We start from the raw sequence: 25,115 nt of genomic DNA on the forward strand, positions 1-25,115 counted from the left end.
GCCGCGCGCACACGGCGCGCATTTGCGCCGACGCGTTTCGTCGCATGAATGACATCGCGAAGCGCCGCGGGCGCTATGCGCACGGACCGCGCGCCGCAACGCGCCGCCCTCGCTTTCAGTCTAGTTCGCGCGTGCGCGCCGCGCATCGTCCGACGAACGGCTTTCACCGGCGCCGTCGGCCGCGTTATAGTCGCGTGCATGACACTTTTGTGACAACCGGCGTCGCGCCGGGCAGCGCCTCGCCCACGTTGCCGGTTGCCGCATCCCGTCCCGCGCCGCGGCAGGCAGCAGGGCGACGCCGCCGCGCATCGAACGACAACCGCCCATTCGAGGAGCACACGACGTGAACGACACCCCCGATCGCCCCGACGACCTGCCCGCCGATCCCGACCGCCGCCGCATGCTCGGCGGCCTCGCCGCGCTTGGCGCGGGCGTCGCGCTGGGCGGCTGCGAGACCACGCCGGGCGGCGCGCCGCGCTCGGCGGCCGACCTGCGGCTCGACGAAGCGCTGCGGCGGCAGGTGCGCCACATCGTCGTGATCTACGCGGAGAACCGCAGCTTCGCGAACCTGTACGGCGACTTCCCGGGCGTCCGGTATCCACTGAGCGACGTGCGGCCCGAGCATGCGCAGCAGCTCGATCGCGACGGCAAGACGCCGCTGCCGGTGCTGCCGAAGATCTGGGGCGGGCTCGTGCCGCAGGCGCAGGAAGTGGACGGCAAGCGCTACGCGATCGCGGAGCGCGACATCGACAAGCTGCCGAACGCGCCGTTCCGGATCGCCGATGCGCAGGGCAAGCCGCTGCCGAACGGCGTGATCACGCGCGATCTGTGGCATCGCTTCTACCAGAACCAGATGCAGATCGCGGGAGGCCGCAACAACCAGTTCGCCGCGTGGGCCGATTCGGGCGGCCTCGTGATGGGCCACTACCGCAATTCGGCCGACACGCTGCGACTGTGGAATCTCGCGCGGCAGTACACGCTGTGCGACAACTTCTTCATGGCGGCCTTCGGCGGTTCGTGGCTGAACCACATGTTCCTGATTTCCGCGCAGCCGCCGATCTATCCGGACGCGCACAAGCATCCGCACGCGGCGAAGCTGCTGTCGAAGGTCGACGGCGACGACCCGGCCGGCACGCGGCTGACACTCGCGGCCGATTCGCCGGCGTCCGCGCTCGACGGCCCGCCGAAGTTCGCGGTCGACGGGCCGCTCACGCCCGACGGCTACGGCGTCAACACGATGGCGCCGCCGTACCAGCCGAGCTACGTGCCGCCGCCCGATCCCGGCAACGCCGCGTATGCGGATCCGTCCGACCATCGCGTGATTCCGCCGCAAGGCCATGCGACGATCGGCGATCGTTTGTCGGAGAAGAACATCGACTGGGCGTGGTACAGCGGTGCGTGGCAATACGCGCTCGAGCATCGGGACACGGGCATGGTGCCGGACTTCCAGTACCACCATCAGCCGTTCAACTACTTCGCGAACTACGCGCCGGGCACCGAAGCGCGCCGCAGGCACCTGCGCGACGCCGGCCTCGGCGACGATCCGTCGACCAATCACTTCATCGCGGACATCGACGCGGGCCGCCTGCCGGCCGTCGCGTTCTACAAGCCGCAGGGCAACCTGAACATGCACGCGGGCTACGCGGACGTCGAGTCGGGCGACCGCCACATCGCGCACGTGATCGAACGGATCCGGCGCGGCCCGCAGTGGGCGAATACCGTGATCGTGATGACGCACGACGAGAACGGCGGCTGGTGGGATCACGTCGCGCCGCCGGCCGGCGATCGCTGGGGCCCGGGCTCGCGGATTCCGGCGCTCGTGATCTCGCCGTTCGCGAAGAAGGGCTACGTCGATCACACGATGTACGACACGAACTCGATCCTGCGCTTCATCAGCCGCGTGCACGGGCTCGCGCCGCTCGACGGCGTCGCCGCGCGCGACAAGGCGTTCGCGTCGCGCGGCGCGACGCCGCCGGGCGACCTGACGAACGCGCTCGACCTCGGCTGACGCACGACCGGAGACGGCCGACGTCCATCGGTACGACGGCGCGCCGGTGCAACGCGGTTGCCCTGCGCGCAGCAGAAACGACAACGTCCCGCCACGGCCATCGAAGCCGGGGCGGGACGCCCGTACCGCTTTCAAGTCGTGATGCCGATCCCGCCCGTCACGCGCCGATGCGCTGTTCGATCTTCTTCATCGTATCGGTCAGCTCCGTCGGCAGACGCAGCTTCAGCGTGTCGAACAGCGCCGCATGCAGCGTCAGCTCCTCGCGCCATTCGTCGGCGTTCATCGACGTGACCGCGTCGAACTGCTCGCGCGTGAAGTCGAGCCCTTCCCAGTGCAGATCGTCATACGCGGGCGACACGCCGAACGCATGTTCACCGCCGCCGCCGTTGCCTTCGAGGCGATCGAGCATCCACTTCAGCACGCGCATGTTCTCGCCGAAGCCAGGCCATACGAACTCGCCGTTCGCGTCCTTGCGGAACCAGTTCACGCAATAGATCTTCGGCAGCTTCGCGCCCGCGGCTTCGAGCTGCTTGCCGAGCTTCAGCCAGTGCGCGAAATAGTCGCTGACGTTGTAGCCGCAGAACGGCAGCATCGCGAACGGGTCGCGGCGCACGATGCCCTGCTGGCCGACGGCGGCGGCGGTCGTCTCCGATCCCATCGTCGCGGCCATGTACACGCCTTCGACCCAATCGCGCGCTTCGGTCACGAGCGGCACCGTCGTCGAGCGGCGGCCGCCGAAGATGAACGCGTCGATCGGCACGCCGGCCGGGTTCTCCCAGTCCGCGTCGATCGACGGGCATTGCGACGCCGGCGCGGTGAAGCGCGAGTTCGGATGCGCGGCCTTGCGGCCGGTCTCCTTGCCGATTTCGGGCGTCCACGGGTTGCCCTGCCAGTCGGTCAGCTTCGCGGGCGCCGTGTCGGTCAGGCCTTCCCACCACACGTCGCCGTCTTCCGTCAGCGCGACGTTCGTGAAGATCACGTTTTCCTTCAGCGTCGAGATCGCATTCGGATTGGTCTTCACGCCGGTGCCCGGCGCGACGCCGAAGAAGCCCGCTTCCGGATTGATCGCGTACAGACGCCCGTCGCGGCCCGGCTTCAGCCATGCGATGTCGTCGCCGATCGTCGTGACTTTCCAGCCGTCGAAGCCCCGCGGCGGAATCAGCATCGCGAAATTGGTCTTGCCGCAAGCGGACGGGAACGCCGCCGCAACGTGATACTTCTTGCCTGCCGGCGACGTCACGCCGAGGATCAGCATGTGTTCGGCCAGCCAGCCCTGGTCGCGGCCCATCGTCGACGCGATGCGCAGTGCGAAGCACTTCTTGCCGAGCAGCGCGTTGCCGCCGTAGCCCGAGCCGAAGCTCCAGATTTCACGCGTGTCGGGAAAGTGCACGATGTATTTCACCGGATTGCACGGCCATCGCACGTCCTGCTGGCCCGGTTCGCGCGGATGGCCGACGCTGTGCACGCATGGCACGAAATCGCCGTCCTCGCCGAGCACGTCGTACACGTCGCGGCCCATGCGCGTCATGATCCGCATGTTCACGGCCACGTACGGGCTGTCGGACAGCTCGACGCCGACGTGCGCAATCGGCGAACCGAGCGGGCCCATCGAAAACGGCACGACGTACAGCGTGCGGCCGCGCATCGAGCCGCGGAACAGGCCGTTCAGCGTCTCGCGCATTTCGTCCGGCGCGATCCAGTTGTTGGTCGGGCCGACGTCGTCGGGCGATTCGGTACAGATGAACGTGCGATCTTCGACGCGCGCGACGTCGGACGGATCGGACTGCGCGAGATACGAGTTCGGACGCTTCGCCGGGTTCAGGCGAATCAGCGTGCCCTGATCGACCATCGCCTGGCACAGCGCGTCGTATTCTTCCTGCGAGCCGTCGCACCAGACGACGCGTTCAGGCTCGGTGAGCGCCGCGATGCGCGACACCCAGTCGATCAGCTTGCGATGTTTGACGAATGCCGGGGGAGCGATCAGCGGGCCGTGCGTCGCTTCGGCCAAAGGGATTTGCGACATGGAAATGTCTCCAGATTATTGGGCGGGGATGGGGGATGCGGGGCGCGCCCGCGAGATGGGAAATGCGGTCGGAGTGCAGGTTGAAGCGACGCGCAAGGCGGGACGCGCGAGCGGAACGCGTGTCGATGCCGCGATGCGGGCGAGAGAATGTGATGTCTCGTATGAGCGTGCGAACGCGAGTTTCGCCATGCAAGCAACCTGCCGTACAACTCCATGCCGGCCAGCATACCATCGCCGTTATCGGGCGGGCGTTGCGTTGCAACAAGAAACAATTGTGACGACGCGCCGGCACGCGCGTTGCAGGCCGGTTCTTTTTACTGCGCCGACGCGCCGGCTTCGGGGACGAATCGACTGAAACGGCCGTGCGGCAAGGGTTTCGCGCGGGCGGAAAAATTGGCGTCATACGTATGCATGCGACACACGCGAACGCGCGCGGCGCGAATTGGCGTTTTCGCTACTCAGGCAAACCCTGAATTAGGTTGCGTACACAAACATCTGCGAAACCGCGGCTCGAATGAAAAAACGCCAACCCGCGATGAACGGGTTGGCGCCGTGCCGCTGGTCGGACGATTACGCGAACTGGTTCATCGTGTTGTCCTTGCCGGCCGCCTTCAGTGCTGCTTCGCCGCTGAAGTATTCCTTGTGGTCGTCGCCGATATCCGAGCCGGACATGTTCTGGTGCTTCACGCACGCGATGCCCTGGCGGATTTCCTTGCGTTGCACGCCGGCCACGTAGCCGAGCATGCCCTGGTCGCCGAAGTATTCCTTCGCGAGGTTGTCGGTCGACAGGGCGGCCGTGTGATACGTCGGCAGCGTGATCAGGTGATGGAAGATGCCCGCTTCACGCGACGCATCGGCCTGGAACGTGCGGATCTTCTCGTCGGCGATCTTCGCGAGTTCCGTGTCGTCGTATTCGACGCTCATCAGGCGTGCACGGTCGTACGCCGACACGTCCTTGCCCTCTGCCTTCATCGCGTCGTAAGCCTGCTGACGGAAGTTCAGCGTCCAGTTGAACGACGGGCTGTTGTTGTACACGAGCTTCGCGTTCGGAATCACCTTGCGGATTTCGCTGACCATGCCGCCGATCTGCGCGATGTGCGGCTTTTCGGTTTCGATCCACAGCAGGTCGGCGCCGTTCTGCAGCGACGTGATGCAGTCGAGCACGCAACGCGCTTCACCGGTGCCCGGACGGAACTGGAACAGGTTGCTCGGCAGGCGCTTCGGACGCAGCAGCTTGCCGTCGCGCTTGATCACGACGTCGCCGTTGCCGAGCTGATCGGCCGACAGTTCCTCGCAATCGAGGAACGAGTTGTACTGGTCGCCCAGGTCGCCCGGCGTGTTGGTCACGGCGATCTGCTTGGTCAGGCCGGCGCCGAGCGAGTCGGTGCGCGCGACGATGATGCCGTCGTCCACGCCCAGTTCCAGGAACGCGTAGCGGATCGCGCGGATCTTCGCGAGGAAGTCCTCATGCGGCACCGTCACCTTGCCGTCCTGGTGGCCGCACTGCTTCTCGTCGGACACCTGGTTCTCGATCTGAATGCAGCATGCGCCCGCTTCGATGAACTGCTTGGCCAGCAGATAGGTCGCCTCGGCGTTGCCGAAACCGGCGTCGATGTCGGCGATGATCGGCACGACGTGCGTCACGTGGTTGTCGATCTTTTCCTGGATCGCGGCCTTCGCGGCGGCGTCCTGTGCCGCATCGAGCTCGCGGAACAGCCCGCCGAGTTCACGCGCGTCGGCCTGGCGCAGGAACGTGTACAGCTCGCGGATCAGCGCGCTGACCGAGGTCTTCTCGTGCATCGACTGGTCCGGCAGCGGGCCGAACTCCGAGCGCAGCGCGGCGACCATCCAGCCCGACAGGTACAGGTAGCGGCGCTCGGTGCTGTTGAAGTGCTTCTTGATGGAGATCATCTTCTGCTGGCCGATGAAGCCGTGCCAGCAACCGAGCGACTGCGTGTACTTCGACGGATCGGCGTCGTACGCGGCCATGTCCGCGCGCATGATCTTCGCGGTGTAACGCGCGATGTCGAGGCCCGTCTTGAACTTGTTCTGCGCACGCATGCGCGCCGCATACTCGGGATTGATGGCATTCCACGCGCTGCCGTGGTTTTCCTTCAAAGCCGCCACTGCGTTGATGTCGTCTTGATACTGGGACATGTCTATCTCCTGGGAACGAAGCGCATTTGAGTAAAGAGTTCAGCGTGCCCGCCGCGTGTGCCGAAGCGAACTGCATGGACTCAATACTAACGCCGGCCGCCGCGGTTTCGAACAACTCTTATATAAGACATAAGATATAAATTTCACTGAATTTTCAATGAGATAAGCAAGTCGTTTTGCGATGCAAAACCGGCTTTCAAGCCATGGGAAGGCGTCGCGACGGCAATTCAGCTCGCATCCCGTGATATGAAACGGCCTTTCGGCAACTGGTGAAGGCGCAGATTTGGCGGCCAACGATTCGCGCCTTTGCCACGGATGCGACAAAACGTCTATACTTGGACAATTCATCGACAGCAAACCGACACGCGGCATGGCCGCGTATCGCGATGCGCCCCAAGCCCGGACCGACATGAGCGACTATCCCGTTTTCGATGCGCTGCGCGACCTGCTGACGGCGTCCGGCGCGCGCTTTCGCGTGCTCGAGCACCCGGCCGAAGGCAAATCCGACGTGATCGCCGCGATTCGCGGCACGCGTCCCGAGCAAGGCGCGAAAGCGATGCTCTGCACGTTCAAGGACGGCGGCGCCACCGCGCTCGCCGTGATCCCCGGTCATCTGAAGATCGATTTCCGCAAGGTCGCGGACGCGCTCGGCCGCCGCAAGGCGACGCTCGCGCCGCCGGAACTCGCCGCCGCGGTCACGCGCTGCGTGATGGGCGCGGTGCCGCCGTTCGTGTTCGACGCGACCGTGACGCTCGTCGCCGACCCCGCGCTGATCGAGCTCAATGACGAAATCGCGTTCAACGCGGGCCGGCTCGATCGCTCGATCGTGCTCGATTCGTCCGACTACGTGCGGATCGCGCGCCCGCTGCTGGCGGACATCACGCGGCCCGGAACGATCGATGCGAGTACCACGCCGGCCGCGCGCACGCTCGAGGCAGACGCATGAGCGCGCCCGGCCCCAAGCCGCAAGCCGAACAGGCGTCGCTGATCGAGCAGGTGCTGCGCATCGCCGAAGGGCTCGGCGCGATGTTCGCGCCGTTCACCGAAGTCGTCGTGCACGACCTGCGCACGCCCGAGCATGCGATCCTCGCGATCCACAACAACCTGTCGGGCCGTGCGATCGGCGACCCGGCGACGGAACTCGGGCTCGCGCGCATCGCGGATGACAACTTCCCGCAGGTGCTCGCGAACTACGCGAACCGCTTCGCCGACGGCCGCACCGCAAAAAGCACGTCGATCGGGATCAAGGATTCGAGCGGCCGCTACGTGGCCGCGCTGTGCCTGAATGCGGACGTCACGCTGCTTCGCGGCTTCCAGGGGATGCTGAACCAGTTCTGCAGCACCGAGGGCGCGCCGGTTGCCGAAACCCTCGATCCGGCCGGCGCCGACGCAATCCGGCAGCGCATCGACGCGTTCGCGACACGCTTCGCGACCACGCCGCGCGAACTGAAGACCGACCAGCGCCGCGAGCTGATGCAGGCGCTGAAGGCGGACGGTTTCCTCGAGGTGCGCCGCGCGATGGAAATCGTGTCGCAGCATCTCGGCGTGTCGCGCGCCACGGTATACAACGACGCGAAATGAAGCGCGCCCGCGGGCCAACCCGCTTACCTGTTGATTGACTCTTCCGACGAGCGACTCATGAACATTCCGACCCTCCCTACCTACGACGACGTCGCGGCCGCCGCGGCACGGCTCGAAGGCCACGCGCACCGCACGCCCGTGATGACGTCGCGCACGATCGACGAAGCACTCGGCGCCCACGTGTTCTTCAAATGCGAAAACCTTCAGCGCATGGGCGCGTTCAAGTTCCGCGGCGCGTTCAACGCGCTGTCGCGCTTCGACGCGACGCAACGCCGCCACGGCGTCGTCGCGTTCTCGTCGGGCAACCATGCGCAGGCGATCGCGCTGTCGGCGCGCATTCTTGGCATCCCGGCGACGATCGTGATGCCGCACGACGCGCCGGCCGCGAAGATGGCCGCGACGCGCGGCTACGGCGGCAACGTCGTGACGTACGACCGCTACACCGAGGACCGCGAGCAGATCGGCCGCGCGCTCGCGGAGAAGCACGGGCTCACGCTGGTCCCGCCGTACGACCATCCTGACGTGATCGCGGGCCAGGGCACGGCGGCAAAGGAGTTGATCGACGAAGTCGGGCCGCTCGACGCCGTGTTCACGCCGCTCGGCGGCGGCGGCCTGCTGTCGGGCACGGCGCTTTCGACGCGCGCGCTGTCGCCGCACGCGAAGCTGTACGGCGTCGAGCCGGAAGCCGGCAACGACGGCCAGCAATCGTTCCGGTCGGGGTCGATCGTGCACATCGACACGCCGCGCACGATCGCCGACGGCGCACAGACGCAGCACCTCGGCAACCTGACGTTCCCGATCCTGCGCCGCGACGTCGACGACATCCTCACCGCGACCGACGCGGAACTCGTCGACTGCATGCGCTTCTTCGCGACCCGGATGAAGATCGTCGTCGAGCCGACCGGCTGTCTGTCGTTCGCGGCCGCGCGCCGGATGAAGGACGAATTGAAAGGCAAGCGCGTCGGCATCGTGATCAGCGGCGGCAACGTCGATCTCGAGAACTTCTGCACGCTGGTGTCCGCGTCCGCATGATCGGCGCGGCGCGCCGATCGCACGATGACGATCGTGTCGCCCGCGCGCCGCTGCGCATTCGCGTCGCGTTAAGTTTCGCGCCCTAGACTGATTGAATCGTCCCGCAATCGGTCGTGAAGAAGGAGCCGCCATGAACACGCACGCGATCGTCGCCGCCGCCGTCGCGGCAGCGTCCCTGTCGGCGTTCGCTCAACCGAACGCCTCGTCATCCGGTTTTTCCGCCCCGTCGCCGCGCGAGCACGCCGCGCAGGCCGTCCATCGTTCATCCGCCGGCTTCGCGCTCGCGAAGATCGATCAGAACAATACGCCACCCGATCGCGGTGGCGATCCGGGTGGCCGCGCGCACGCCGGCACGCATATCTAACGCGGCGGCCACCGGCATCCCGTTTCATCAGACATGAAACGAGACTTGCATGCGCGAAAGAACGATGCCGGGAAGCAGCGCGCGCACTGACGTTTTTTCGCACGCAGTTCCTCGCGGGAATTGACGTGCGCAAGCGCTCGCCATTACCCTTGCGCGCTGATGGTTCCCGGTAACGGGATCAAAAGGGAACGCAGGGAGGCCACGCCTCGAATCTGCGGCTGCCCCCGCAACTGTAAGCGGCGAATCCGCGCCCCCGCACGCCACTGGGATACCGGGAAGGCCGGCGCGCATCGCGACCCGCGAGCCAGGAGACCTGCCATCGACCCGAGGTCCAAGCAGCCGCACCGGGCGGGGTGTCCCGGCGCGCCAGGCGCCGCCGTCGGCGGCCGCCCCGTTGCATGGACGGCCCGACCTCAGACCCTTCAGATGTCCGTACTTTCCGTATTCGCTTCCCCGCCGGAAGCATCGCACCGCCGCGCCGCACGGGTATGCGGTGCCGCGTCGGCGGTTTCGCCCGCTGCCTTCTGCACGTGCGATGACGACACGCGCGTCATTCGGCCGCGCTGCCCCACTCCACGATGAGCCGCCCGGCATCCGCGCGCACCGCGCCGCGCCGCACTCACCGTACCCGCAACACGATCACGTTTCGCCGCCCCATGAACCTTCGCCACTTTCTCGCCACGTCCGCCGCCACAGCGCTGCTCTCCCCGCTCGCCCACGCCGCCGGCGACGCGCCGCTCGCACAGCCGCCGCAGCGCACGGACGACGCCGACCTGCCGACGATCACCGTGACCGACACGCGGCACCTGCCCGAGTCGTTCGATCAGCGCTACGCAACGACGCAGGTGCTCACGCGCGCCGATCTCGATCGCCTGTCGCCGAGCGACCCGAGCATTACGCAGGCGCTCGCGACGCTGCCGGGCGTGACCGTATCGCAGAACGGCGGCCCGGGCTCGTCCGCGTCGGTCAGCATCCGCGGCGCGTCGGCAAGCCAGGTTGCGGTGTTCATCGACGGGATCCGGATCGGTTCGCCGACCACCGGCATCGCGCCGTGGGCCGACCTGCCGACCGACGCATTCGAACGCGTGGAGGTGATTTCGGGGCCGGCCGCCGCGTCGTTCGGCGCGAACGCGATGGGCGGCGTCGTGCAGCTGTTCACGCGCCGCGCGTCCGGCCAGCCGAACCAGACCACCGCGTCGTTCGGCGGCGGTTCGAACAAGACCTTCGACACGCAGCTGCGCACGTCGGGCACCGTGCCGTCGACGGGGCCGCTCGCCGCGCTCGGCGGGCTCACGTACGCACTCGGGTTGCACGACTACAACACGGCCGGCATCGATTCGACGCGGCCCGTGCTGCCGTACCACGAGAACGGCCGCAACCCGTATCACGCGCAGGACCTCGACGCGCGCCTCGGCTACGCGCGCGACAACTGGTCGATCTCGACGTTCGCGCTCTATCATCGCTCCGACCTGTCGTTCGACAATGCCGGCTTCGCGAACCGCGAACTCGACCATCAGCTGACGACGGGCGTCGCGTTCCATCTCGACATCACGCCCGACACGCAGTTCGATCAGTCGTTCGGTTATGCGAACGATCGTCAGTTCCTGTACGCGAGCGATCCGGCCATCCCGACCGACCAGATCAACTCGCAGCGCATCAGCACGTCGACGTCGCTCACGCATCAGGAACATGGGTTCCATCTGTTCGGCCTGCCGCTGTCGGGCGAGACGAAGCTCGCGTACGACTTCACGCGCGAGCAGGCGTTCCTGCCGGTCGACGTGCCGGACGGCGTGCCGACCCGCAACGATTCCGCATTCTCGCTGCATCAGTCGGCCACGCTCGGCAGCGTGACGATGTTCGTCGCGGGCCGTCACGAGATCATCGCGGGGAAAGGCGTGAACACCGGCAACGCGGCACTGGCGTGGGCGATCACGCCGGCCTACACGGCCCGGGTATCGTACGGCAACGCGTTCCGCCTGCCGTCGTTCAACGACCTGTACTACCCCGGTTACGGCAACCCCGACCTGAATCCCGAGCGCAGCAATACGGTCGAGGCCGCGTTCGAGGCGAACACCGCGTACGGCACGTTCAGCGCCGCGATCTACGACACGCGCGTGAGCAACCTGATCGCGTACAACCCCGCGACGTTCTCGCCGATCAACATCGGCCGCGCGCATATCCGCGGGATCGATCTGTCGTACAAGGGGACGATCGGCCGCTCGACGCCCGTCAGCGTCGCGATCGGGATCCTGAACCCGCAGGACGAAACCAACGACAGCTGGTTGAGCCGCCGGCCGCGGCAGACCGTCAGCGTGAGCGTCGATCACACGTGGGACGAACTGAAGCTGCACGCACTGAGTACCGGCGCGTCGCTGACGTACGGCGGCACGACGTTCGACAACCCGGCCAACACGACCTATCTGCCGTCGTACCTGACCGTCAACCTGCGCGCGTCGTACAGGATCAATTCGCATCTGACGGTGTCCGCGTCGCTGTCGAACCTGTTCGACCGCCACTACATGACCGCGTACGGCTACAACACGCTCGGCCGCACCGCGTTCGGCAAGGTCAGCTACACGTTCTGATGCGCGCCGCCGGCCCATCGGCGCGCGCGATTGCGGGCGTCGATGCCGCACCGGCGCATCAGCGGCATCAGGCTCCGGCGACGCCGCGCACGCCCGCAACCAGCTGACTCGCGCCGAACGCCGCGATCACGACCGCCGATACGCGTGACAGCACGTGCATGAACGCGAGCGGCATCTTCGTGCGCAATGCGGCGGTCGCGCTGCTCAGGCACAGCCACCATGTCGCGGAACCCGCAAACACGCCGGCAACCATCAGCGCGACGGTCGGCCCCATCGCGCCGCGCTGCGCACCGGCCAGCGGACCGAGCGCCGCGAAGATTCCGACGAACGACAGGATCGTCATCGGGTTCGACAGCGTCAGGCCGAACGTCGTCAGGAAATCGCGCAGCACGGTCGTGCGCCGCACGTCGCCCGGTGCGGTGGACACCACCGGCGCCTGTCGCGCGATGCTCGCGGCGAGCCACACCAGAAACGCGCCGCCGCCGATCTTCAGCACGACGGTCAGCATCGGAAACGCGGTGACGATGCCGGCGACGCCGAGCGCGCCGAGCAGCCCGTAGATCGCGTCGGCGCATGCGGCGCCGATGCCGGTCGCAAAACCCGCATGAAAGCCGCGGCTCAGGCTGCGCTGGATGCACAGCATGCCGATCGGGCCGACCGGCACGGCGATCGACAATCCCATCACGACGGACTTGATGAACAGCATGGCCGGCTCCTCGCGACATGCAATGACTCGAAACGTCATCGTAGGGAAAGTCCGGTCGCCGCTGAAGCCGGTTTTTAAGGAAAAATGGCTGCTTCACCTTAAAAATTCCGGCGCAATGGACGAGCTCGACTGGAACATACTCGCGCTGCTGCAGGCCAGCGGCCGCATCAGCTACACGGAACTGGCGCGCCAGGTTCACCTGTCGGTGCCGGCCGTGACGGAGCGCGTGAAGCGCCTCGAATCGGCCGGCGTGATCGACGGCTATACCGCGCGGGTCAATCCGGCCGCAGCCGGCTACCCGGTGAGCGCGCTGATCGGCATCACGGTGCCGCAACCGGCCAAGGCAAAATTCCTGAAGCTGCTGGAGACGATTCCCGAAGTGGTCGAGTGCCATCACGTGACGGGCGCGGATTCGTACGTGATGCGCTTCGTCGCCGTCAGCATGGTGCACCTCGAGCAGCTGATCGAACGCATCAATCTGTACGGCGAAACGCGCACGTCGATCGTGATGTCCACGCCGTTGCCCGCGCGCGGCCTCGCGCGTCCGCCCGCGGAGACCAGAATCACGCGGAGATGACAGGACGCCCCGCACTGCGCGATGCTGTGCAATACGGACCTTGCACGAACCGGACACCCTCCCATGTCAGTCATCGGACTCAATCATTACAACCTGCGCGCGGATCGGGCGACGCTCGACACGCTGCGCGATTTCTACGTGAACGTCGTGGGCCTCGAACCCGGCTATCGGCCGCCGTTCCAGAGCGCCGGCTACTGGCTGTACGCGGGCAAGCAGGCGATCCTGCATCTGTCGGAAGCCCGGCCGGGGGAAGTGCGGCCGTCGCATGCGGTCAATACGTTCGACCATATGGCGTTTTCATGCGAGAACGCCGCAGCCATGGAGCGGCGCCTCGCCGACGCGCGCGTCAGGTACTCGCGCACCTACGTGCCGCTCACGCGCCAGCTCCAGCTCTTTTTTACCGATCCGGCCGGCAATGGTATCGAGTTGAATTTCGCGCAGCCGGAGGACGTTTCCGGCGACGATGCGGGTTAGCGCGGCATCGTCGCTTGCGTATCGGTCGTCGCCGCACGCGCTGCTTCCGCGGGTTGCGTGACGGGAGCATCATCGCGGCGCGGATCCGCGCGCGCTCGGCAACCGTATCACCGCTGCTTCACGAGCTTCACGATCGTCAGCACGCCGTTCACGCGTTCGATCCGGACCCGAACCTTCTCACCCACGTGCAGCGACTCGATCATCGCCGGGTCGCCGGCCTTGAACGTCATCGTCATCGGGCCCATTCCAACGTTCTCGAGCGCGCCATGCTTCAGCGTCAGCATTCCGTGCGCGGCATCGATCCGTTTCACCTCGGCATCGGTCAACGCGGCATCGGACGCCGGCGTCTTCATGTCGCTCATGTTCATGTCGGACATGCTGCCGGCCGCGCGCGCCGGCATTGCGACGGCTATGGCCATTGCGCCGAGCGCCGCGACGGCAATGCATCGAAGCTTCATGGAGACACCCCCGGCGCGGACGATGACGAACGCGCGCGTCAAACCAGCAACGTCGCGACCGCCCACGCAATCAGCACGACACCCAGCGCGCGGCCAGCTTGCTCGCCGCCCGGCAGCACCTTCTCGACGAGCACGATCAGCGACAACGCGACGATCCACACCACGTTCATCACGCCGCCGACGAACAACAGCGCCATCAGCAGCCAGCAACAGCCGACGCAATACGCGCCGTGACGCACGCCGAGCACGAGACTGCCGACAACGCCCGGGCGCCAGTACGTCGAGAGAAACCGCACCGGCGACCGGCATTGCCGCAGGCACGCGCGCTTCAGCGGAGAAAACTGATAGACGCCGGCCAGCGCGAGGACGAACGCCGAAAGCGCGGCGCTCTTCGACCACAGCATCATCCCGGAGATCAGGCCAGCCGGCTGCAGCAGCATCTGCAGCGCGGCCGCGCCGGCCGAGAACGCGAGCCATGCGGCCAGATAACCGGCCAGCAGCGACGCCGACGTGAGCGCCGCCCCCGCCCCGCTCGCACCGTGATGCCGCAGCACGCGCCGGTACAGCAGCACGAGCGGCGCGGCGCCGGGCGTCATCATCGCGATCATCATCACCCACCACATCAGGATCACGGTGGCCGGCGAAGGATCCATCGCGCCCATGTCGGCGGCGAGCCGATGCGGGAACAACGCGAGCGCCGTCATCTCCCGCGCCGACATGCCGGTGCCGGCGCCCGTCCACAGATACGCCCAGCACACGCCGACGAGCGCGGCCATGCCGAGCAGCGTGACGACGCGCTCGCGCCGCAGAACGTCGTCGAACACGATCATGCCGTGGCGCGATGCCGGATCAGCCCGTGATTGTTCAGGTGCAGCCGAGCGAACTGCGCATAGGTGCGCTCGAGATCGAGTTCGATGTGGCCGCGCGATCGGCCGGTGCCCGAACCGATCTCCGCCAGCTCGTATTCGAAGCCGTGCGGCAGATCGATCCGCGCGCGATGTTCGGCGCCCGTCACCGGATTGCGGATCGGTTCGCCGACGAGGTCGAACACGCCGTCGACGCTGATCCGCCCGCGCCGCGCATCGACATCGACGTCGAACTCGATCTTCGCGAAAATCGGTTCGTACGCGTGTTCGAGCGTCGATGCGAACACCGCGAACATCGTCGCGAATGGATCGGTATCCTGACCGGTCATGATCTTCAGCACGGCGTTGCATTGCGCGGGGCTCGCGCGTTCGTCGACGATCGGCTGGCAGCGGCCGCGGCCTTCGTGAATCGGGCCCGGCCACTGGAACACGACCGCGATCCGGACGCCGTCGAGCACCACGTCGCCGTAGTGACCGCTGTCGATCGAAATCGCACCCATCGCTTCGCAGTGGCCGTGCGTCGGCAGCGAATTGAACTGGCAGGGACAACCATATGAGCAATTGCAGTTGATCAGTTCGGTCCCCTGAATCTCCCACGGCGTCATGGTTTCACCTCGCGCGAGCGGTGGCACGTAATGCTTCGAATCTAGTGCACCGCACAGGGGAAAGCAAAGTCCGCGCGATACGTGCCGGCACGCGGTAGCACGACGCGCCGCCCGTCACTCGATGGCCGTGCACCGACGAATCGATCGCGTCTTCGCACGCCGTATCGATGCGGGTCATCAGGCAGAAAACGGCACGTTCCATCGATCGCGTTCGAACTGCGCGAGGCCGAGGCCGCAGTCGCCGCCGCGTCGCGACAAATCCGGGCACCGCGCGTCGGTCCTGTAGTCGGCCGGTTTTCGCGGCAGATCGACGCCGCGCGGATCGCAGCGTCATATTTCATCGGCACGTTAGGCGTTTCTTCGGTCGGCGGGCAGGTGATGGTGCATGCGGGCAAGGGAGCGTTGCTGATGCTGATCCCGAGCTGCGGGCTCGCGGCGCTGTCGCTGGCAATCTTGCACGACCGCCCGGTGCCGCTGCGCACGCAATAGGCGGCCGCGCGGCGCGCGCGGTCAACCTTGCTTCTTCGGCGCGCGTGCGACCGAGAACCACGCCATCACCGCGCCCGCGACCCACGCACAGGTGAGCAGCAGGTCGAAGTCCATCATCCCTTCGAAATTGGCGGTGTTCTCGAAGCTGCAATGCCGGCTGCCGCGGAATTCGATGCAACCGCTGATGATCCACTGGACGTGCATGAACACGTGATAGAACGCGAAAGTCGAAGCGATGGTGGCGACGCGCAGGCGTATCGGTGTTTTCATTCGGCGTCGAAGGCGGTGGGCTGAGCTGACGCCGATCTTATGACAACGACGCCGCATCAGGCAATCGATCGAGCGCGAACGATCGGGCCCGCATGCAGGTCGACGCGACGCCATCCGAATAAACCCGAAGAAAAGCCGTGACGAGCGTCACACCATCGCGCTCGTCATCGATCCTGTACGCAGAACGCACGCGCGATTGCCGCGAGTGTCAGAACGCATGGGCGTGACGAGCGACGGGTTTCTCGCCGTGAAGCACGCCGCCTCCGACGCATGACGCGCTGCGCGCGCGCAGCGTCGATCTCTGTGAATGCATTCCGGCACGTCGCAGCCCGCCCTCACGAACGCGCAAGCCACGACGACCGTCGTTGCGCCGTCCATCGCGATCGCGTTCATTCCGACCGTGGTGTCCGGCTCGAGCGTCGCATCGTGGTCAACGGGGTTGTTGACGCGAGCCGGCACGTGTCGGCTCTCCACGTCGACCGCGGCATGCGGGCATGACGTTTGCATCGCGTGCTGCCCTCGCCTGCTGACAGGACGCTGGCAGCAGACGGCGCATAAGGTTGCAGGATCGCCTGCCGAGGAATGTCGCCATGCCCGATACCGGAGAACGCGTCGCCCACCCGCTCAAACGCCGTGGCGTGACGTTGCTCACCCTGTGCATCGCCGTGTTGGTCGCGCAGATCGACACGGCGGTCGTCAATCTTGCGACGCGCGCGATCGGTGCCTATTTCCATGCGGGCGTCGGCGCGCTGCAATGGGTCGTCGACAGCTACAACCTCACGTATGCGGTGCTGCTGCTGACCGGCGGGCTGCTCGCCGATCTGTACGGCCGGCGCCGCATCTTCATGGCGGGCACGGCCGTGTTTACCGTCGCGTCGCTGCTGTGCGCGCTCGCGCCGTCGGTATCGGTGCTGATCGGCGCACGCGCACTGGCCGGCGTCGGCGCGGCGCTGCTGCTGCCGGCGTCGCTCGCGATCATCCGCGTCGTGTGGCGCGATTCGGTCGAACGCGGCCGCGCGCTCGGCATCTGGGCCGCATGCAATGGCGTCGCGATGGCGATCGGCCCGACGCTGGGTGGCGTGCTGATCCGGCATTTCGGCTGGCGCAGCATCTTCTTCGTCGTCGTGCCGCTGAGCATCGCCGCGATGCTGCTCGCGATGCCGGCCGTGCCCGAATCGTCGGATCCGCGCGGCCGGCATTTCGACGGCGGTGCGCAGGTCGCTGGCGCGCTTGCGCTCGGCACGCTCGCATATGCGGCGATCGTGTTCCGCGAGTCGCCTGTTGCCAGCGCAATTGCCGCCTGCGTCGCAATCGCGTCGTTCGTCGCGTTCGTCAGGATCGAACGGCGCCACGGCGACGCCGCGCTCGTGCCGCTGGACCTCTTCCGGCTCAGCGCGTTTCGCGGCGCGATCGCCGCTACCACCGGCATGACGTTCGGGATGTATGGCGTGCTGTTCCTGCTGCCGTTGACGTGGCAGAGCATCGGCCGGCTCGATTCGACCGGCGCGGGCCTCGCGCTGCTGCCGATGGCGCTTGTGTTCGTCGCGGTGTCGCCGTGCTCGGGACGCTTGTCCGAATGCGTCGGCACGCGGGCGACGACGGCCGGCGGCGTCGCGGTGATCGCGAGCGGGCTCGCGGTGATCGGCGCGTCGGCCGCGTCGCCGGGCCTGCTCGGCGCGGAAATCGGGCTCGCGTTGACAGGGCTCGGGATGGGGGTCGCGACGGGACCGCTGATGACCGTCGCCGTCGGCGCGGTGGATGCCGCGCGCTCGGGCACGGCGAGCGCGCTCGTCAACGTCGCGCGAATGACGGGCGCGACGCTCGGGATTGCGGTGCTCGGCACGCTGTTCGCGGTCGCGCACAGCGGCACCGCCGGGTTGCGCGCGGCGATGTTCGCCGGTGCGGCGGTCCAGCTCGCTGGAGCGGCCGGGTCGGCCGTCAGCGTGCAACGCGCGCGGCAGTCGGCGTGATCGCGGGACAGCGGACGCGCCGTCGATGCGCATCGTTTGCGCCATCGGCCATCGGCCGCTGGCTGCGAATGCGAGGAAGTGAAGATGCAGATCGGGCGATTCGATCGAGACGATGCGACCCTGGCCACCGCGGCACTGCTCTGCCGCCGGCGACCGACGAACGGCGCGACCTGCGCCGCCCATCCGGTGTGCCCGGCCGCATGACGCGACCGGACGGTTGTCGATCGAAGCGCGTTGCGCGCGCGATCGCTACTGCTTAGCGACGCGGTTGCCCGCTGCGCGGCGGACGCGGCGAATTCGCGTCCTTGTGACGGAAGTTGATGCGGCCCTTCGTCAGGTCGTACACCGACAGTTCGAGCGTCACGCGATCACCCGCGAGGATGCGGATGTGGTTCTTGCGCATGCGGCCCGACGCGTACGCGCCGACCACGACGCCGTTTTCCAGCGTGACACGGTATTTGCTGTCCGGCAGCACTTCGTCGACGATTCCGTCCAGTTCCAGCAGTTCTTCTTTTGCCAAACCAATTCCTCCAGACAAGGTGATGACCGCTGGCGCGGCGCGCTCGCCGGCGCGGTGCCCTGCAACGGGACGGCGGCCGACGGGATGCCGGGTATCCATTCGTTCAGACGGGCAACGTGCCCGTCCTGCAATCGGGGCCCGGCGCAATGCGCCGTTCGGGCGGTCGGTGGCAGCAGCGGTGCGATCGGCACCGCGCACAATCGGGACCGCGCCGCGTGCGGCATGGCGACGGTCTACTCGGGTTGCAGCATGAGCCGCTGGCGACGCGGCGAGCGCGTCGCGAGGGCGTTGAATCGCAGGTCGTACGGACTTGCGATGGATGAGGGAAGCACACGACCGATGCATCGTGACGACCGCGATGCATCGGTCGTGTGCGTCGAAACGCGCGGAACGCCGGCCGAGGCCGGCATCCGCGCGAAATTCCACAGGGCAGCGACCGCCGATTGGCGGCCGGCGCCGGCGCGGCTTACTGCGGCGTGATGTTCGACGCTTGCAGACCCTTCGGGCCACGCTTCACTTCGAAGCTGACCTTCTGGCCTTCGGCGAGGGTCTTGAAACCCGTGCCGCGAATTTCCGAGAAATGGGCGAACAGATCGTCGCCGCCGTTGTCCGGGGAGATGAAACCAAAGCCCTTGGTTTCGTTGAACCACTTGACGGTACCGGTATCCACAAATACTTCCTTAATACGAATGAATGAACATGCGCCCGTGACGGGCACAGAAAGAATCAAAGAGGGAGAGACCAACGACTGCCGCACGGCGTGGCGTGCGGCCAATGATGAGCAATCGGACTTCTTGAAGACCTTCGACACTACGCGGTATAGGCTGATCCGTCAAGCTCTTTCGATGCGACGTGCGTGTGCATCAGCGCGTGCGCCTTGTGCGGCGGGCGTCGGCGGTCGGCGGGACGCATAGCGATACGCGCCCCCTTTTCAGGCCGCTTCAGCCCGCTCCAGCGTTCGTTACGGCGGTTCGAACCCGTGGTGCAGCGCCGGCGGTGTGTCGCGTCGTCGTGGATATTCATCTCGAACGCGTTGCGCGCGGCGCTCGACGGCCGCATGTCGGCCATGGCCGGTTGCCGGATGCGGCGTACACCGTCAGTCGAACGGGATAAACAGACGGACGCCGATGCCGGCGAAACCGTCGATATTGCGCGTGACGACCATCAGATCGTTGATGAGCGCAGCGGCGGCGGATTCGCCAATAACAGCGAACGCGCCATGCGAGGAACGGTAGTTGCGATGCCGCGGCACAGGAGTAGATACGCATCGCGTGACCACGGGATGCTTCGTGCCGCGACGAAACATCATGTTGCATCTCCGCGCGGCATGCCGTCGCGATCGTTTGATAGTATCGGGACACAAGACCGGCGCTCGAACGCCGCACAAAACGCGTGGAAGACCTTGCATCGACGCGGACCATCCGTGCCTGAAATCCCGATCCGAGCGATCCAAGACACGAGACACCCTCCAGTGGACCTGACACCCTCTTCTCTGGATACCCTGTTCTCCCCGACTCCCGACAAGCTCTATTTCCCCGCATGCGTCGCGGCCGTCGCGATCATCGCGTGGCTTGCGGCGAGGCACGTGCCGTTCTATCGGGCGGCCGTTGAAAAGTCGCTGTCGATGCGTTATCACAACCTCGACGGCTTCCGCGGCGTGCTGGCGACGTCCGTCGTGTTCCATCACTTCGCGTGCAATCTAGGCTTGCTGTCGACCGGCGTGTGGGGCCCCACGTCCGATTTCCTGCGCAATCTCGGCACGATTCCCGTCGCGATGTTCTTCATGGTGACGGGCTTCCTGTTCTGGGAGCGTGCGTGCAGGGGCACGCTCGACGTGCGTGCCTTCTTCGTCGGGCGCGTTCGGCGCGTCGCGCCGCTCTACCTGTTCTACGCGGCGATCATCATTGCGTGCACGCTGTATTGGTTTCCCGGCAACGTCGTCCACGCGCCGATCCCGTTGCTCGTCGATCTGCTCAAAGCCGCGTCGCTCGGCTGGTTTGGCTCGTTCCCGGTCAACGGCGCGCAGCAGACCAGCCAGTTGAGCGGCGTGTGGTGGACGCTCGCATACGAATGGCGGTTCTACGTCGCCATTCCGTTTCTCGCGTGGTTCGTTGCCACGCGAGCGTGGCGCAAGCTGGTCGCGCTTGGGATCGTCACGTTCTGTGCCGCGCTGTTCGGGCCGCCCGGCGGCATGGCGCTGCTGTTCGCGTGCGGCGCGCTGGCGTTCGAAGTGTCGCGACATCCGGCGATCCGCGCGCTGCTCGGCACGAAGCTGGCGGCCAGCGTCGCGCTGCTGATTCTCGCCGCCTGCCCGTACCCGACGGAACGCTATTCGATCGAGGGGGCGCTACCGCTGCTTCCGGTGTTCCTCTGCGTCGCATGCGGCAACACGTTCTATGGCCTGCTCACGACCCGACCGCTCGCGCTGCTCGGCACCGCCAGCTTCAGCATCTACATGATTCACATGGTGATCGTGTACACGATCGTCCGTGCGTTCAACAAGTTCGTGATCCCGATCGATTCCGTGGACGACGCGAGCGCGTGGGCGTTGTCGCTTGCATGCGCGCTGATCGCCGTGTTTTGCTCGCTGATGACGTATCGCTACATCGAACATCCGTTCATCGCGAAACGCAACACGCCGCGCCCGGCACGCCGGACGGTCGAACCCGCACGCGAGCATCAGACGGCCGCGATGTGATGCATCCGCGGCTCGGAACCGGTACGAGGGCCCGATCTGGGGGGAGTCCATTGCTCCCCTCGATCCGATGCGCGTCCGACGACAACCAATGGTCAAAGATCCCCGCGCACTTCGCCGGTTCCCAGCGCGCTGCGCCGTCGGTTGACTTCCGCCCAAAGCTCGTCGCTGTCGTCGTTGCGCAGCAGGACGATCCAGTCCAGTTGCTCATCCGTCACGCCGAAGTACTCCCGAATTTCCCGGCGAACCGCGTCGACGAACTGCGCGTATTCCGGCGTTGCCTGAGCCTGCGCGTGCAGCGCGTCGTATGCTGCGTCGTCCGCGCCGCCGCCGTGCTCGTCGATATAGCGCGAGATCCACTGGTCCAGTTCGCGGTCGTAATCGGCCTCGGCGCGCATCGCCTGCACGGCCGTGTAGAAATCCAGTTGCGCAAACGCGTCGATCGCCGCCGTCGTCGCGTCGTCGAATGTCGTAGTCATTGCATTCCTCATGTTCGTCATCGCACATCATCGCACGGGCCATGCGTCGCCTGGTGCATCGGATCCCGGACGGGCAGCCAAAGCAATGTTCCAGGTCACACGAGCATGCAACCCGCCGCAGCGGCTGCAACAGTCTCGCATGCCCGTGGAGCACGCACAGCGCGTTACGCGGCCGTGCCGGGCGCGCGCAGGTCGCTCGTCTCCAGCAGTTCGAGCAGCGTGCCGGCCGGCTGGCTGAGCCGCTTCGCGGCGAGCGCGATGAATTCCACGTCGGGCAGCACGGGCAGCCCGTCGCCGTTCACGGGCGGTGCGAGGCCGCGCGCCGACAGGTATTGCGACGTCGCGGTAAGCCCGAGCCCGGCCCGGGCGGCCGCGATGCAGCCCGGCTGACTGCTGCTCGAACACACGACTTCCCAGCCGATCCCCTTTTCCGCGAGCGCATTGAGCACGACCGCGCGCGTGACGCTCGGCTCGGCGACCAGCACGAGCGGCAGCGGCCGCTCCAGATCGACCACGGTGCCCGGCCGCGCGACCCATTCGAGCCGCGCGCGCAGCAGCGGCGTGCCGCGCCGCTCGCCGAGGCGCCGCTTGCCGACCATCAGGTCGAGCGCGCCCGCATCCATCATTTCGTAGAGCCGGCTCGTCATCCCGGTCGTGATCTCCAGCGCGACGTCGGGATGCGCGTCGCGAAACGCGGCCAGCACGTCCGGCAGCGCGACCAGCGCGAGATCGTCCGACGCGCCGAGCCGCACGCGGCCCTGCAGCCGCGGCTTGCGAAACTGCGATTCCGCGCGGTTCAGCGCCTGCAGGATCACGTTCGCATGCACGAGCAGCGCCTCGCCGTCGGCCGTCATCGCGATCGAATGGGTGTCGCGCACGAACAGCCGCCGGCCGACGCTCTCTTCGAGACGACGGATATGTTCGCTGACGCTCGACTGGTTGAGCCCGAGTTGCCGCCCCGCTTCGGTGAAGCTGCGGCAATTCGTGACGGTCGCGAACGTCTTGAGCCAGACGGGATTGAGCATCCTGCATTGTCATCGGCGTTTCCAATGACAGTCAATGCCTTCAGGCAGCTTCCCGATGACCGGCGGAATCGGTACCATCGGACGCTCGTAAACCTGCCCTGCGCTTGCGCGCGCGTGCCGGGCCGCGTCGCCCGCCGTGTCGCCACGCGCCATGTCGCCGCCGGGGCGGCCGCCGCTCTTTCCATTTCGTCATGTCCCGCCAACCCTCACATTCCGCGCTGCTGTGGATCGTCGCCGCCGCGTTCTTCATGCAGTCGCTCGACACGACGATCGTCAACACCGCGCTGCCGTCGATCGCGCAAAGCCTGCACGCGTCGCCGCTCGCGATGCAGCCGGTCGTGGTCGTCTACACGCTGACGATGGCAATGCTCACGCCCGCGTCCGGCTGGCTCGCCGATCGCTTCGGCACGCGCCGCGTGTTCTCGCTCGCGATCCTGGTGTTCTCGCTTGCGTCGATCGGCTGCGCGGCGTCGCACACGCTCGCTCAGCTCGTCGTCGCGCGCGCCGTGCAGGGCATCGGCGGGTCGATGCTGCTGCCGATCGGCCGGCTCGCCGTGCTGCGGCGCGTGCCGGGCGAGCAGTACGTCGCGGCGATCGCGTTCGTGTCGATCGCCGGGCAGCTCGGCCCGATCGTCGGGCCGACGCTCGGCGGCTGGCTCACGCAGGCGATTTCCTGGCACTGGGTGTTCATCGTCAACGTGCCGGTGGGCGTGGTCGGCTTCATCGCGGTGCAGCGCTTCCTGCCGCACGACCACGCCACGCAGCCGCCGCCGTTCGACTTCGTCGGCTGCGCGCTGCTGTCGGTCGCGATGATCGCGCTGTCGCTCGCGATCGATCCGCCGATGTCCGCGCACCGCACGGAGTGGGCGATCGGACTGGCCGTGCTCGGCGTGGCAAGCGCACTCGCCTACCTGCCTCATGCGCGGCGCCGCGCGCAGCCGCTGTTCCGGCTCGGGCTGTTCCGCGAACCGAATTTCGGCTCGGGGCTGCTCGGCAACCTGCTATGCCGGATCGGCACGAGCGCCGTGCCGTTCATGCTGCCGCTGCTGATGCAGGTGCAGCTCGGCTATACGCCGCTACAGTCGGGGATGATGATGCTGCCGGCCGCGATCGCCGGCGTGATCGCGAAACGCTGGATCGCGCCGCTCGCGAAACGCTTCGGCTATGCGAGCTTTCTGGTCGTGAATACGGGAATCGTCGGCTGCGCGATCGCGGGGTTCGCGCTGGTATCGGCGCGGCCGGCGCCGGCGCTGGAGATCGCGTTGCTGATCGTGTTCGGCGCCGCGAACTCGATGCAGTTCGCCGCGATGAACGCCGCGACGCTGAAGGGGCTGTCGCACGCCGACGCCGGCAGCGGCAACAGCCTGTTCACGATGATGCAGATGCTCGCGATGGGGCTCGGCGTGTCGATCGGCGGCGGGCTCGTGAACCTGTTCGCCGCGCATTGGGGCTCGATGGCGAACGGCTTCATGCTGTCGTTCGTCTGCATGGGCGCGGTCACGCTGCTGTCGTCCGTCGTGTTCCGGCGGATCGATACGGCCGCGCCGCCGGCGCCGGTCGCGCCGCGGCCGTCCGCGTAAGCTACGCCGGCGGGCGCGGCTGTCAGTTCACCGCACGACGCTCGACGATGCGCTTGAGCACCCAGCGGATCGACGAGCCGTCGGCCGGCGGCTGCGCGACGCGGTATTCGTCGACTTCGAGCACATAGTCGTAGCCGGGCTGGTACGCAAAACCCTCGATGCCCGCGTACCCCAGGCTCCACGGCTCGGCCGGGCTGCCGCGCACCTGCAGGTAATCCATCGGCGCGACGCCGGTGCAGCGCGCCGCCTGCGGCGCGACGTAGACGATCTTCGTCACGGGCCGGCCGTCGGCCGCGCGGGCCCCGCGCGCATCGGTCGCGGCCGCGTCGGTCTGGCATCCGGCGAGCAGCGTGACGCCGGCGATCACGGCCGCGCCGACCAGCGTTCTGGTCTTGCGATTCATCCGATATTCCTCTCGAAGCGTTGGCGGGGCGATTTGACGAGCCGTGCACGCGAAAGTTCACGAACGGCTTACAGCGTGCGTACCGCCACGATCGTTCATCGAATGCCCGCGCACCGGCTCAAACATCATGCGTGTGCGCTCGCCGGCCGCGCGATCGCGATCGACGGCGGTTCACCGCATGGTGCTCGTGTATTACCATCGGCGCTTCCTCGTATGCTCGGCGCTGCGTGCCGTCCAGCCACGGCCGC

General features: G+C 66.9%; 26 protein-coding genes, 1 pseudogene and 1 riboswitch. Of the genes and pseudogenes, 12 read left to right on the forward strand and 15 right to left on the reverse strand.

Annotation, left to right across the window (positions count from 1 at the left end):
* Positions 1-343 precede the first annotated feature (343 nt).
* The gene (locus BSE24067_RS17590) at positions 344-2,008 is read left to right on the forward strand and encodes an acid phosphatase (protein WP_151063475.1); all 1,665 of its coding nucleotides are present in this window, start codon (positions 344-346) and stop codon (positions 2,006-2,008) included.
* Between the two features lie 157 nt (positions 2,009-2,165).
* Here BSE24067_RS17590 and BSE24067_RS17595 read toward each other — a convergent pair whose 3' ends face one another.
* The gene (locus tag BSE24067_RS17595) at positions 2,166-4,031 is read right to left on the reverse strand and encodes a phosphoenolpyruvate carboxykinase (GTP) (protein ID WP_151063474.1); all 1,866 of its coding nucleotides are present in this window, start codon (positions 4,029-4,031) and stop codon (positions 2,166-2,168) included.
* A 570-nt stretch (positions 4,032-4,601) separates the two neighbouring features.
* Positions 4,602-6,188, reverse strand: a complete 1,587-nt coding sequence (locus tag BSE24067_RS17600) for an isocitrate lyase (protein ID WP_151063472.1) — start codon at positions 6,186-6,188, stop codon at positions 4,602-4,604.
* Positions 6,189-6,597: 409 nt separating this feature from the next.
* Here BSE24067_RS17600 and BSE24067_RS17605 point away from each other — a divergent pair, with 409 nt between their 5' ends.
* The 5 genes from BSE24067_RS17605 (at position 6,598) to BSE24067_RS17625 (ending at position 11,750) form a co-directional block, all read left to right on the forward strand.
* The gene (locus BSE24067_RS17605) at positions 6,598-7,134 is read left to right on the forward strand and encodes a YbaK/prolyl-tRNA synthetase associated domain-containing protein (protein ID WP_151063471.1); all 537 of its coding nucleotides are present in this window, start codon (positions 6,598-6,600) and stop codon (positions 7,132-7,134) included.
* Positions 7,131-7,769, forward strand: a complete 639-nt coding sequence (locus BSE24067_RS17610) for a helix-turn-helix transcriptional regulator (RefSeq protein ID WP_151063470.1) — start codon at positions 7,131-7,133, stop codon at positions 7,767-7,769. Before BSE24067_RS17605 ends, BSE24067_RS17610 begins: the two co-directional genes overlap by 4 nt.
* Before the next feature lie 57 nt (positions 7,770-7,826).
* Complete coding sequence (locus BSE24067_RS17615) at positions 7,827-8,801, forward strand: threo-3-hydroxy-L-aspartate ammonia-lyase (protein WP_151063469.1); 975 nt, start codon at positions 7,827-7,829, stop codon at positions 8,799-8,801.
* Positions 8,802-8,931: 130 nt separating this feature from the next.
* Positions 8,932-9,165, forward strand: a complete 234-nt coding sequence (locus BSE24067_RS17620) for a hypothetical protein (protein WP_151063468.1) — start codon at positions 8,932-8,934, stop codon at positions 9,163-9,165.
* A gap of 143 nt (positions 9,166-9,308) precedes the next feature.
* A riboswitch (cobalamin riboswitch) is annotated at positions 9,309-9,500 on the forward strand.
* Between the two features lie 321 nt (positions 9,501-9,821).
* On the forward strand, positions 9,822-11,750 hold the full coding sequence (locus BSE24067_RS17625; RefSeq protein WP_151063467.1) for a TonB-dependent receptor domain-containing protein: 1,929 nt from the start codon (positions 9,822-9,824) through the stop codon (positions 11,748-11,750).
* A gap of 67 nt (positions 11,751-11,817) precedes the next feature.
* Here the strand turns inward: BSE24067_RS17625 and BSE24067_RS17630 are convergent, their stop codons facing one another.
* Positions 11,818-12,456 (reverse strand): LysE/ArgO family amino acid transporter, encoded by a 639-nt coding sequence (locus BSE24067_RS17630; RefSeq protein WP_151063466.1) that lies wholly within the window; start codon positions 12,454-12,456, stop codon positions 11,818-11,820.
* 115 nt (positions 12,457-12,571) lie between these two features.
* On the opposite strand from BSE24067_RS17630, the gene BSE24067_RS17635 reads away from it, so the two are divergent.
* Positions 12,572-13,033, forward strand: coding sequence for an Lrp/AsnC family transcriptional regulator (locus BSE24067_RS17635; protein WP_151063465.1), 462 nt, complete (start codon positions 12,572-12,574; stop codon positions 13,031-13,033).
* A gap of 63 nt (positions 13,034-13,096) precedes the next feature.
* On the forward strand, positions 13,097-13,507 hold the full coding sequence (locus tag BSE24067_RS17640; protein WP_151063464.1) for a VOC family protein: 411 nt from the start codon (positions 13,097-13,099) through the stop codon (positions 13,505-13,507).
* Positions 13,508-13,614: 107 nt separating this feature from the next.
* Here BSE24067_RS17640 and BSE24067_RS17645 read toward each other — a convergent pair whose 3' ends face one another.
* From BSE24067_RS17645 to BSE24067_RS17655, 3 genes are read right to left on the reverse strand one after another with little or no spacing between them, the layout of a single operon-like run.
* Positions 13,615-13,965: a copper-binding protein gene (locus BSE24067_RS17645; protein WP_151063463.1), complete on the reverse strand. Its 351-nt coding sequence runs from the start codon at positions 13,963-13,965 to the stop codon at positions 13,615-13,617.
* Between the two features lie 38 nt (positions 13,966-14,003).
* Positions 14,004-14,795, reverse strand: a complete 792-nt coding sequence (locus tag BSE24067_RS17650; protein WP_151063462.1) for a DUF2182 domain-containing protein — start codon at positions 14,793-14,795, stop codon at positions 14,004-14,006.
* Positions 14,792-15,436, reverse strand: coding sequence for a DUF1326 domain-containing protein (locus BSE24067_RS17655; RefSeq protein WP_151063461.1), 645 nt, complete (start codon positions 15,434-15,436; stop codon positions 14,792-14,794). The genes BSE24067_RS17650 and BSE24067_RS17655 overlap by 4 nt, the downstream gene beginning before the upstream one ends.
* Before the next feature lie 81 nt (positions 15,437-15,517).
* On the opposite strand from BSE24067_RS17655, the gene BSE24067_RS33120 reads away from it, so the two are divergent.
* Positions 15,518-15,925 (forward strand): hypothetical protein, encoded by a 408-nt coding sequence (locus BSE24067_RS33120; RefSeq protein WP_420883491.1) that lies wholly within the window; start codon positions 15,518-15,520, stop codon positions 15,923-15,925.
* A gap of 21 nt (positions 15,926-15,946) precedes the next feature.
* Here the strand turns inward: BSE24067_RS33120 and BSE24067_RS17665 are convergent, their stop codons facing one another.
* On the reverse strand, positions 15,947-16,195 hold the full coding sequence (locus tag BSE24067_RS17665) for a hypothetical protein (protein WP_151063460.1): 249 nt from the start codon (positions 16,193-16,195) through the stop codon (positions 15,947-15,949).
* A gap of 147 nt (positions 16,196-16,342) precedes the next feature.
* The gene (locus tag BSE24067_RS33125) at positions 16,343-16,654 is read right to left on the reverse strand and encodes an LbetaH domain-containing protein (protein ID WP_420883492.1); all 312 of its coding nucleotides are present in this window, start codon (positions 16,652-16,654) and stop codon (positions 16,343-16,345) included.
* A 131-nt stretch (positions 16,655-16,785) separates the two neighbouring features.
* On the opposite strand from BSE24067_RS33125, the gene BSE24067_RS17675 reads away from it, so the two are divergent.
* Positions 16,786-18,165 (forward strand): MFS transporter, encoded by a 1,380-nt coding sequence (locus BSE24067_RS17675; RefSeq protein ID WP_151063459.1) that lies wholly within the window; start codon positions 16,786-16,788, stop codon positions 18,163-18,165.
* 256 nt (positions 18,166-18,421) lie between these two features.
* Here BSE24067_RS17675 and infA read toward each other — a convergent pair whose 3' ends face one another.
* The 4 genes and pseudogenes from infA to BSE24067_RS17695 all read right to left on the reverse strand — a co-directional run.
* Positions 18,422-18,685 (reverse strand): translation initiation factor IF-1, encoded by a 264-nt coding sequence (gene infA / locus BSE24067_RS17680; RefSeq protein WP_006483034.1) that lies wholly within the window; start codon positions 18,683-18,685, stop codon positions 18,422-18,424.
* Between the two features lie 466 nt (positions 18,686-19,151).
* Entirely contained in the window at positions 19,152-19,355 is a 204-nt protein-coding gene (locus BSE24067_RS17685; RefSeq protein WP_006483056.1) for a cold-shock protein, read from the reverse strand.
* Positions 19,356-19,495: 140 nt separating this feature from the next.
* Complete coding sequence (locus tag BSE24067_RS17690) at positions 19,496-19,753, reverse strand: hypothetical protein (protein WP_151063458.1); 258 nt, start codon at positions 19,751-19,753, stop codon at positions 19,496-19,498.
* A gap of 28 nt (positions 19,754-19,781) precedes the next feature.
* Positions 19,782-19,877, reverse strand: a pseudogene (locus BSE24067_RS17695) (VapC toxin family PIN domain ribonuclease); the annotation flags it as partial.
* A 279-nt stretch (positions 19,878-20,156) separates the two neighbouring features.
* On the opposite strand from BSE24067_RS17695, the gene BSE24067_RS17700 reads away from it, so the two are divergent.
* Positions 20,157-21,383: an acyltransferase family protein gene (locus tag BSE24067_RS17700; RefSeq protein WP_151063457.1), complete on the forward strand. Its 1,227-nt coding sequence runs from the start codon at positions 20,157-20,159 to the stop codon at positions 21,381-21,383.
* A 92-nt stretch (positions 21,384-21,475) separates the two neighbouring features.
* On the opposite strand, the gene BSE24067_RS17705 is transcribed toward BSE24067_RS17700, so the two are convergent.
* Together BSE24067_RS17705 and BSE24067_RS17710 are read right to left on the reverse strand one after the other, a co-directional pair.
* Positions 21,476-21,859 (reverse strand): ATP-dependent protease, encoded by a 384-nt coding sequence (locus tag BSE24067_RS17705; RefSeq protein WP_151063505.1) that lies wholly within the window; start codon positions 21,857-21,859, stop codon positions 21,476-21,478.
* 164 nt (positions 21,860-22,023) lie between these two features.
* A complete protein-coding gene (locus tag BSE24067_RS17710; protein ID WP_151063456.1) occupies positions 22,024-22,884 on the reverse strand; it encodes a LysR family transcriptional regulator in 861 nt (286 codons plus the stop codon).
* Between the two features lie 191 nt (positions 22,885-23,075).
* Between BSE24067_RS17710 and BSE24067_RS17715 the strand changes: the two genes are divergently transcribed.
* Positions 23,076-24,464, forward strand: coding sequence for a DHA2 family efflux MFS transporter permease subunit (locus BSE24067_RS17715; protein ID WP_151063455.1), 1,389 nt, complete (start codon positions 23,076-23,078; stop codon positions 24,462-24,464).
* Between the two features lie 22 nt (positions 24,465-24,486).
* On the opposite strand, the gene BSE24067_RS17720 is transcribed toward BSE24067_RS17715, so the two are convergent.
* On the reverse strand, positions 24,487-24,867 hold the full coding sequence (locus BSE24067_RS17720) for a DUF4377 domain-containing protein (protein WP_151063454.1): 381 nt from the start codon (positions 24,865-24,867) through the stop codon (positions 24,487-24,489).
* Between the last annotated feature and the right edge of the window lie 248 nt (positions 24,868-25,115).

This window comes from Burkholderia latens, from assembly GCF_902499045.1.
GTDB lineage: Bacteria > Pseudomonadota > Gammaproteobacteria > Burkholderiales > Burkholderiaceae > Burkholderia > Burkholderia latens.

Bases quoted from the DNA above. Each gene is read 5' to 3' on its own strand.
- BSE24067_RS17615 (WP_151063469.1), top strand. From the start codon at position 7,827: ATGAACATTCCGACCCTCCCTACCTACGACGACGTCGCGGCCGCCGCG.
- BSE24067_RS17690 (WP_151063458.1), bottom strand. From the start codon at position 19,753: ATGGCCGACATGCGGCCGTCGAGCGCCGCGCGCAACGCGTTCGAGATG.
- BSE24067_RS17635 (WP_151063465.1), top strand. From the start codon at position 12,572: ATGGACGAGCTCGACTGGAACATACTCGCGCTGCTGCAGGCCAGCGGC.
- BSE24067_RS17605 (WP_151063471.1), top strand. From the start codon at position 6,598: ATGAGCGACTATCCCGTTTTCGATGCGCTGCGCGACCTGCTGACGGCG.
- BSE24067_RS17655 (WP_151063461.1), bottom strand. From the start codon at position 15,436: ATGACGCCGTGGGAGATTCAGGGGACCGAACTGATCAACTGCAATTGC.
- BSE24067_RS17705 (WP_151063505.1), bottom strand. From the start codon at position 21,859: ATGACTACGACATTCGACGACGCGACGACGGCGGCGATCGACGCGTTT.
- BSE24067_RS17625 (WP_151063467.1), top strand. From the start codon at position 9,822: ATGAACCTTCGCCACTTTCTCGCCACGTCCGCCGCCACAGCGCTGCTC.
- BSE24067_RS17600 (WP_151063472.1), bottom strand. From the start codon at position 6,188: ATGTCCCAGTATCAAGACGACATCAACGCAGTGGCGGCTTTGAAGGAA.
- BSE24067_RS17665 (WP_151063460.1), bottom strand. From the start codon at position 16,195: ATGAAAACACCGATACGCCTGCGCGTCGCCACCATCGCTTCGACTTTC.
- BSE24067_RS17650 (WP_151063462.1), bottom strand. From the start codon at position 14,795: ATGATCGTGTTCGACGACGTTCTGCGGCGCGAGCGCGTCGTCACGCTG.
- BSE24067_RS17630 (WP_151063466.1), bottom strand. From the start codon at position 12,456: ATGCTGTTCATCAAGTCCGTCGTGATGGGATTGTCGATCGCCGTGCCG.
- BSE24067_RS17610 (WP_151063470.1), top strand. From the start codon at position 7,131: ATGAGCGCGCCCGGCCCCAAGCCGCAAGCCGAACAGGCGTCGCTGATC.
- BSE24067_RS17620 (WP_151063468.1), top strand. From the start codon at position 8,932: ATGAACACGCACGCGATCGTCGCCGCCGCCGTCGCGGCAGCGTCCCTG.
- BSE24067_RS17645 (WP_151063463.1), bottom strand. From the start codon at position 13,965: ATGAAGCTTCGATGCATTGCCGTCGCGGCGCTCGGCGCAATGGCCATA.
- BSE24067_RS17595 (WP_151063474.1), bottom strand. From the start codon at position 4,031: ATGTCGCAAATCCCTTTGGCCGAAGCGACGCACGGCCCGCTGATCGCT.
- BSE24067_RS17675 (WP_151063459.1), top strand. From the start codon at position 16,786: ATGCCCGATACCGGAGAACGCGTCGCCCACCCGCTCAAACGCCGTGGC.
- BSE24067_RS17710 (WP_151063456.1), bottom strand. From the start codon at position 22,884: ATGCTCAATCCCGTCTGGCTCAAGACGTTCGCGACCGTCACGAATTGC.
- BSE24067_RS17640 (WP_151063464.1), top strand. From the start codon at position 13,097: ATGTCAGTCATCGGACTCAATCATTACAACCTGCGCGCGGATCGGGCG.
- BSE24067_RS17715 (WP_151063455.1), top strand. From the start codon at position 23,076: ATGTCCCGCCAACCCTCACATTCCGCGCTGCTGTGGATCGTCGCCGCC.
- BSE24067_RS17720 (WP_151063454.1), bottom strand. From the start codon at position 24,867: ATGAATCGCAAGACCAGAACGCTGGTCGGCGCGGCCGTGATCGCCGGC.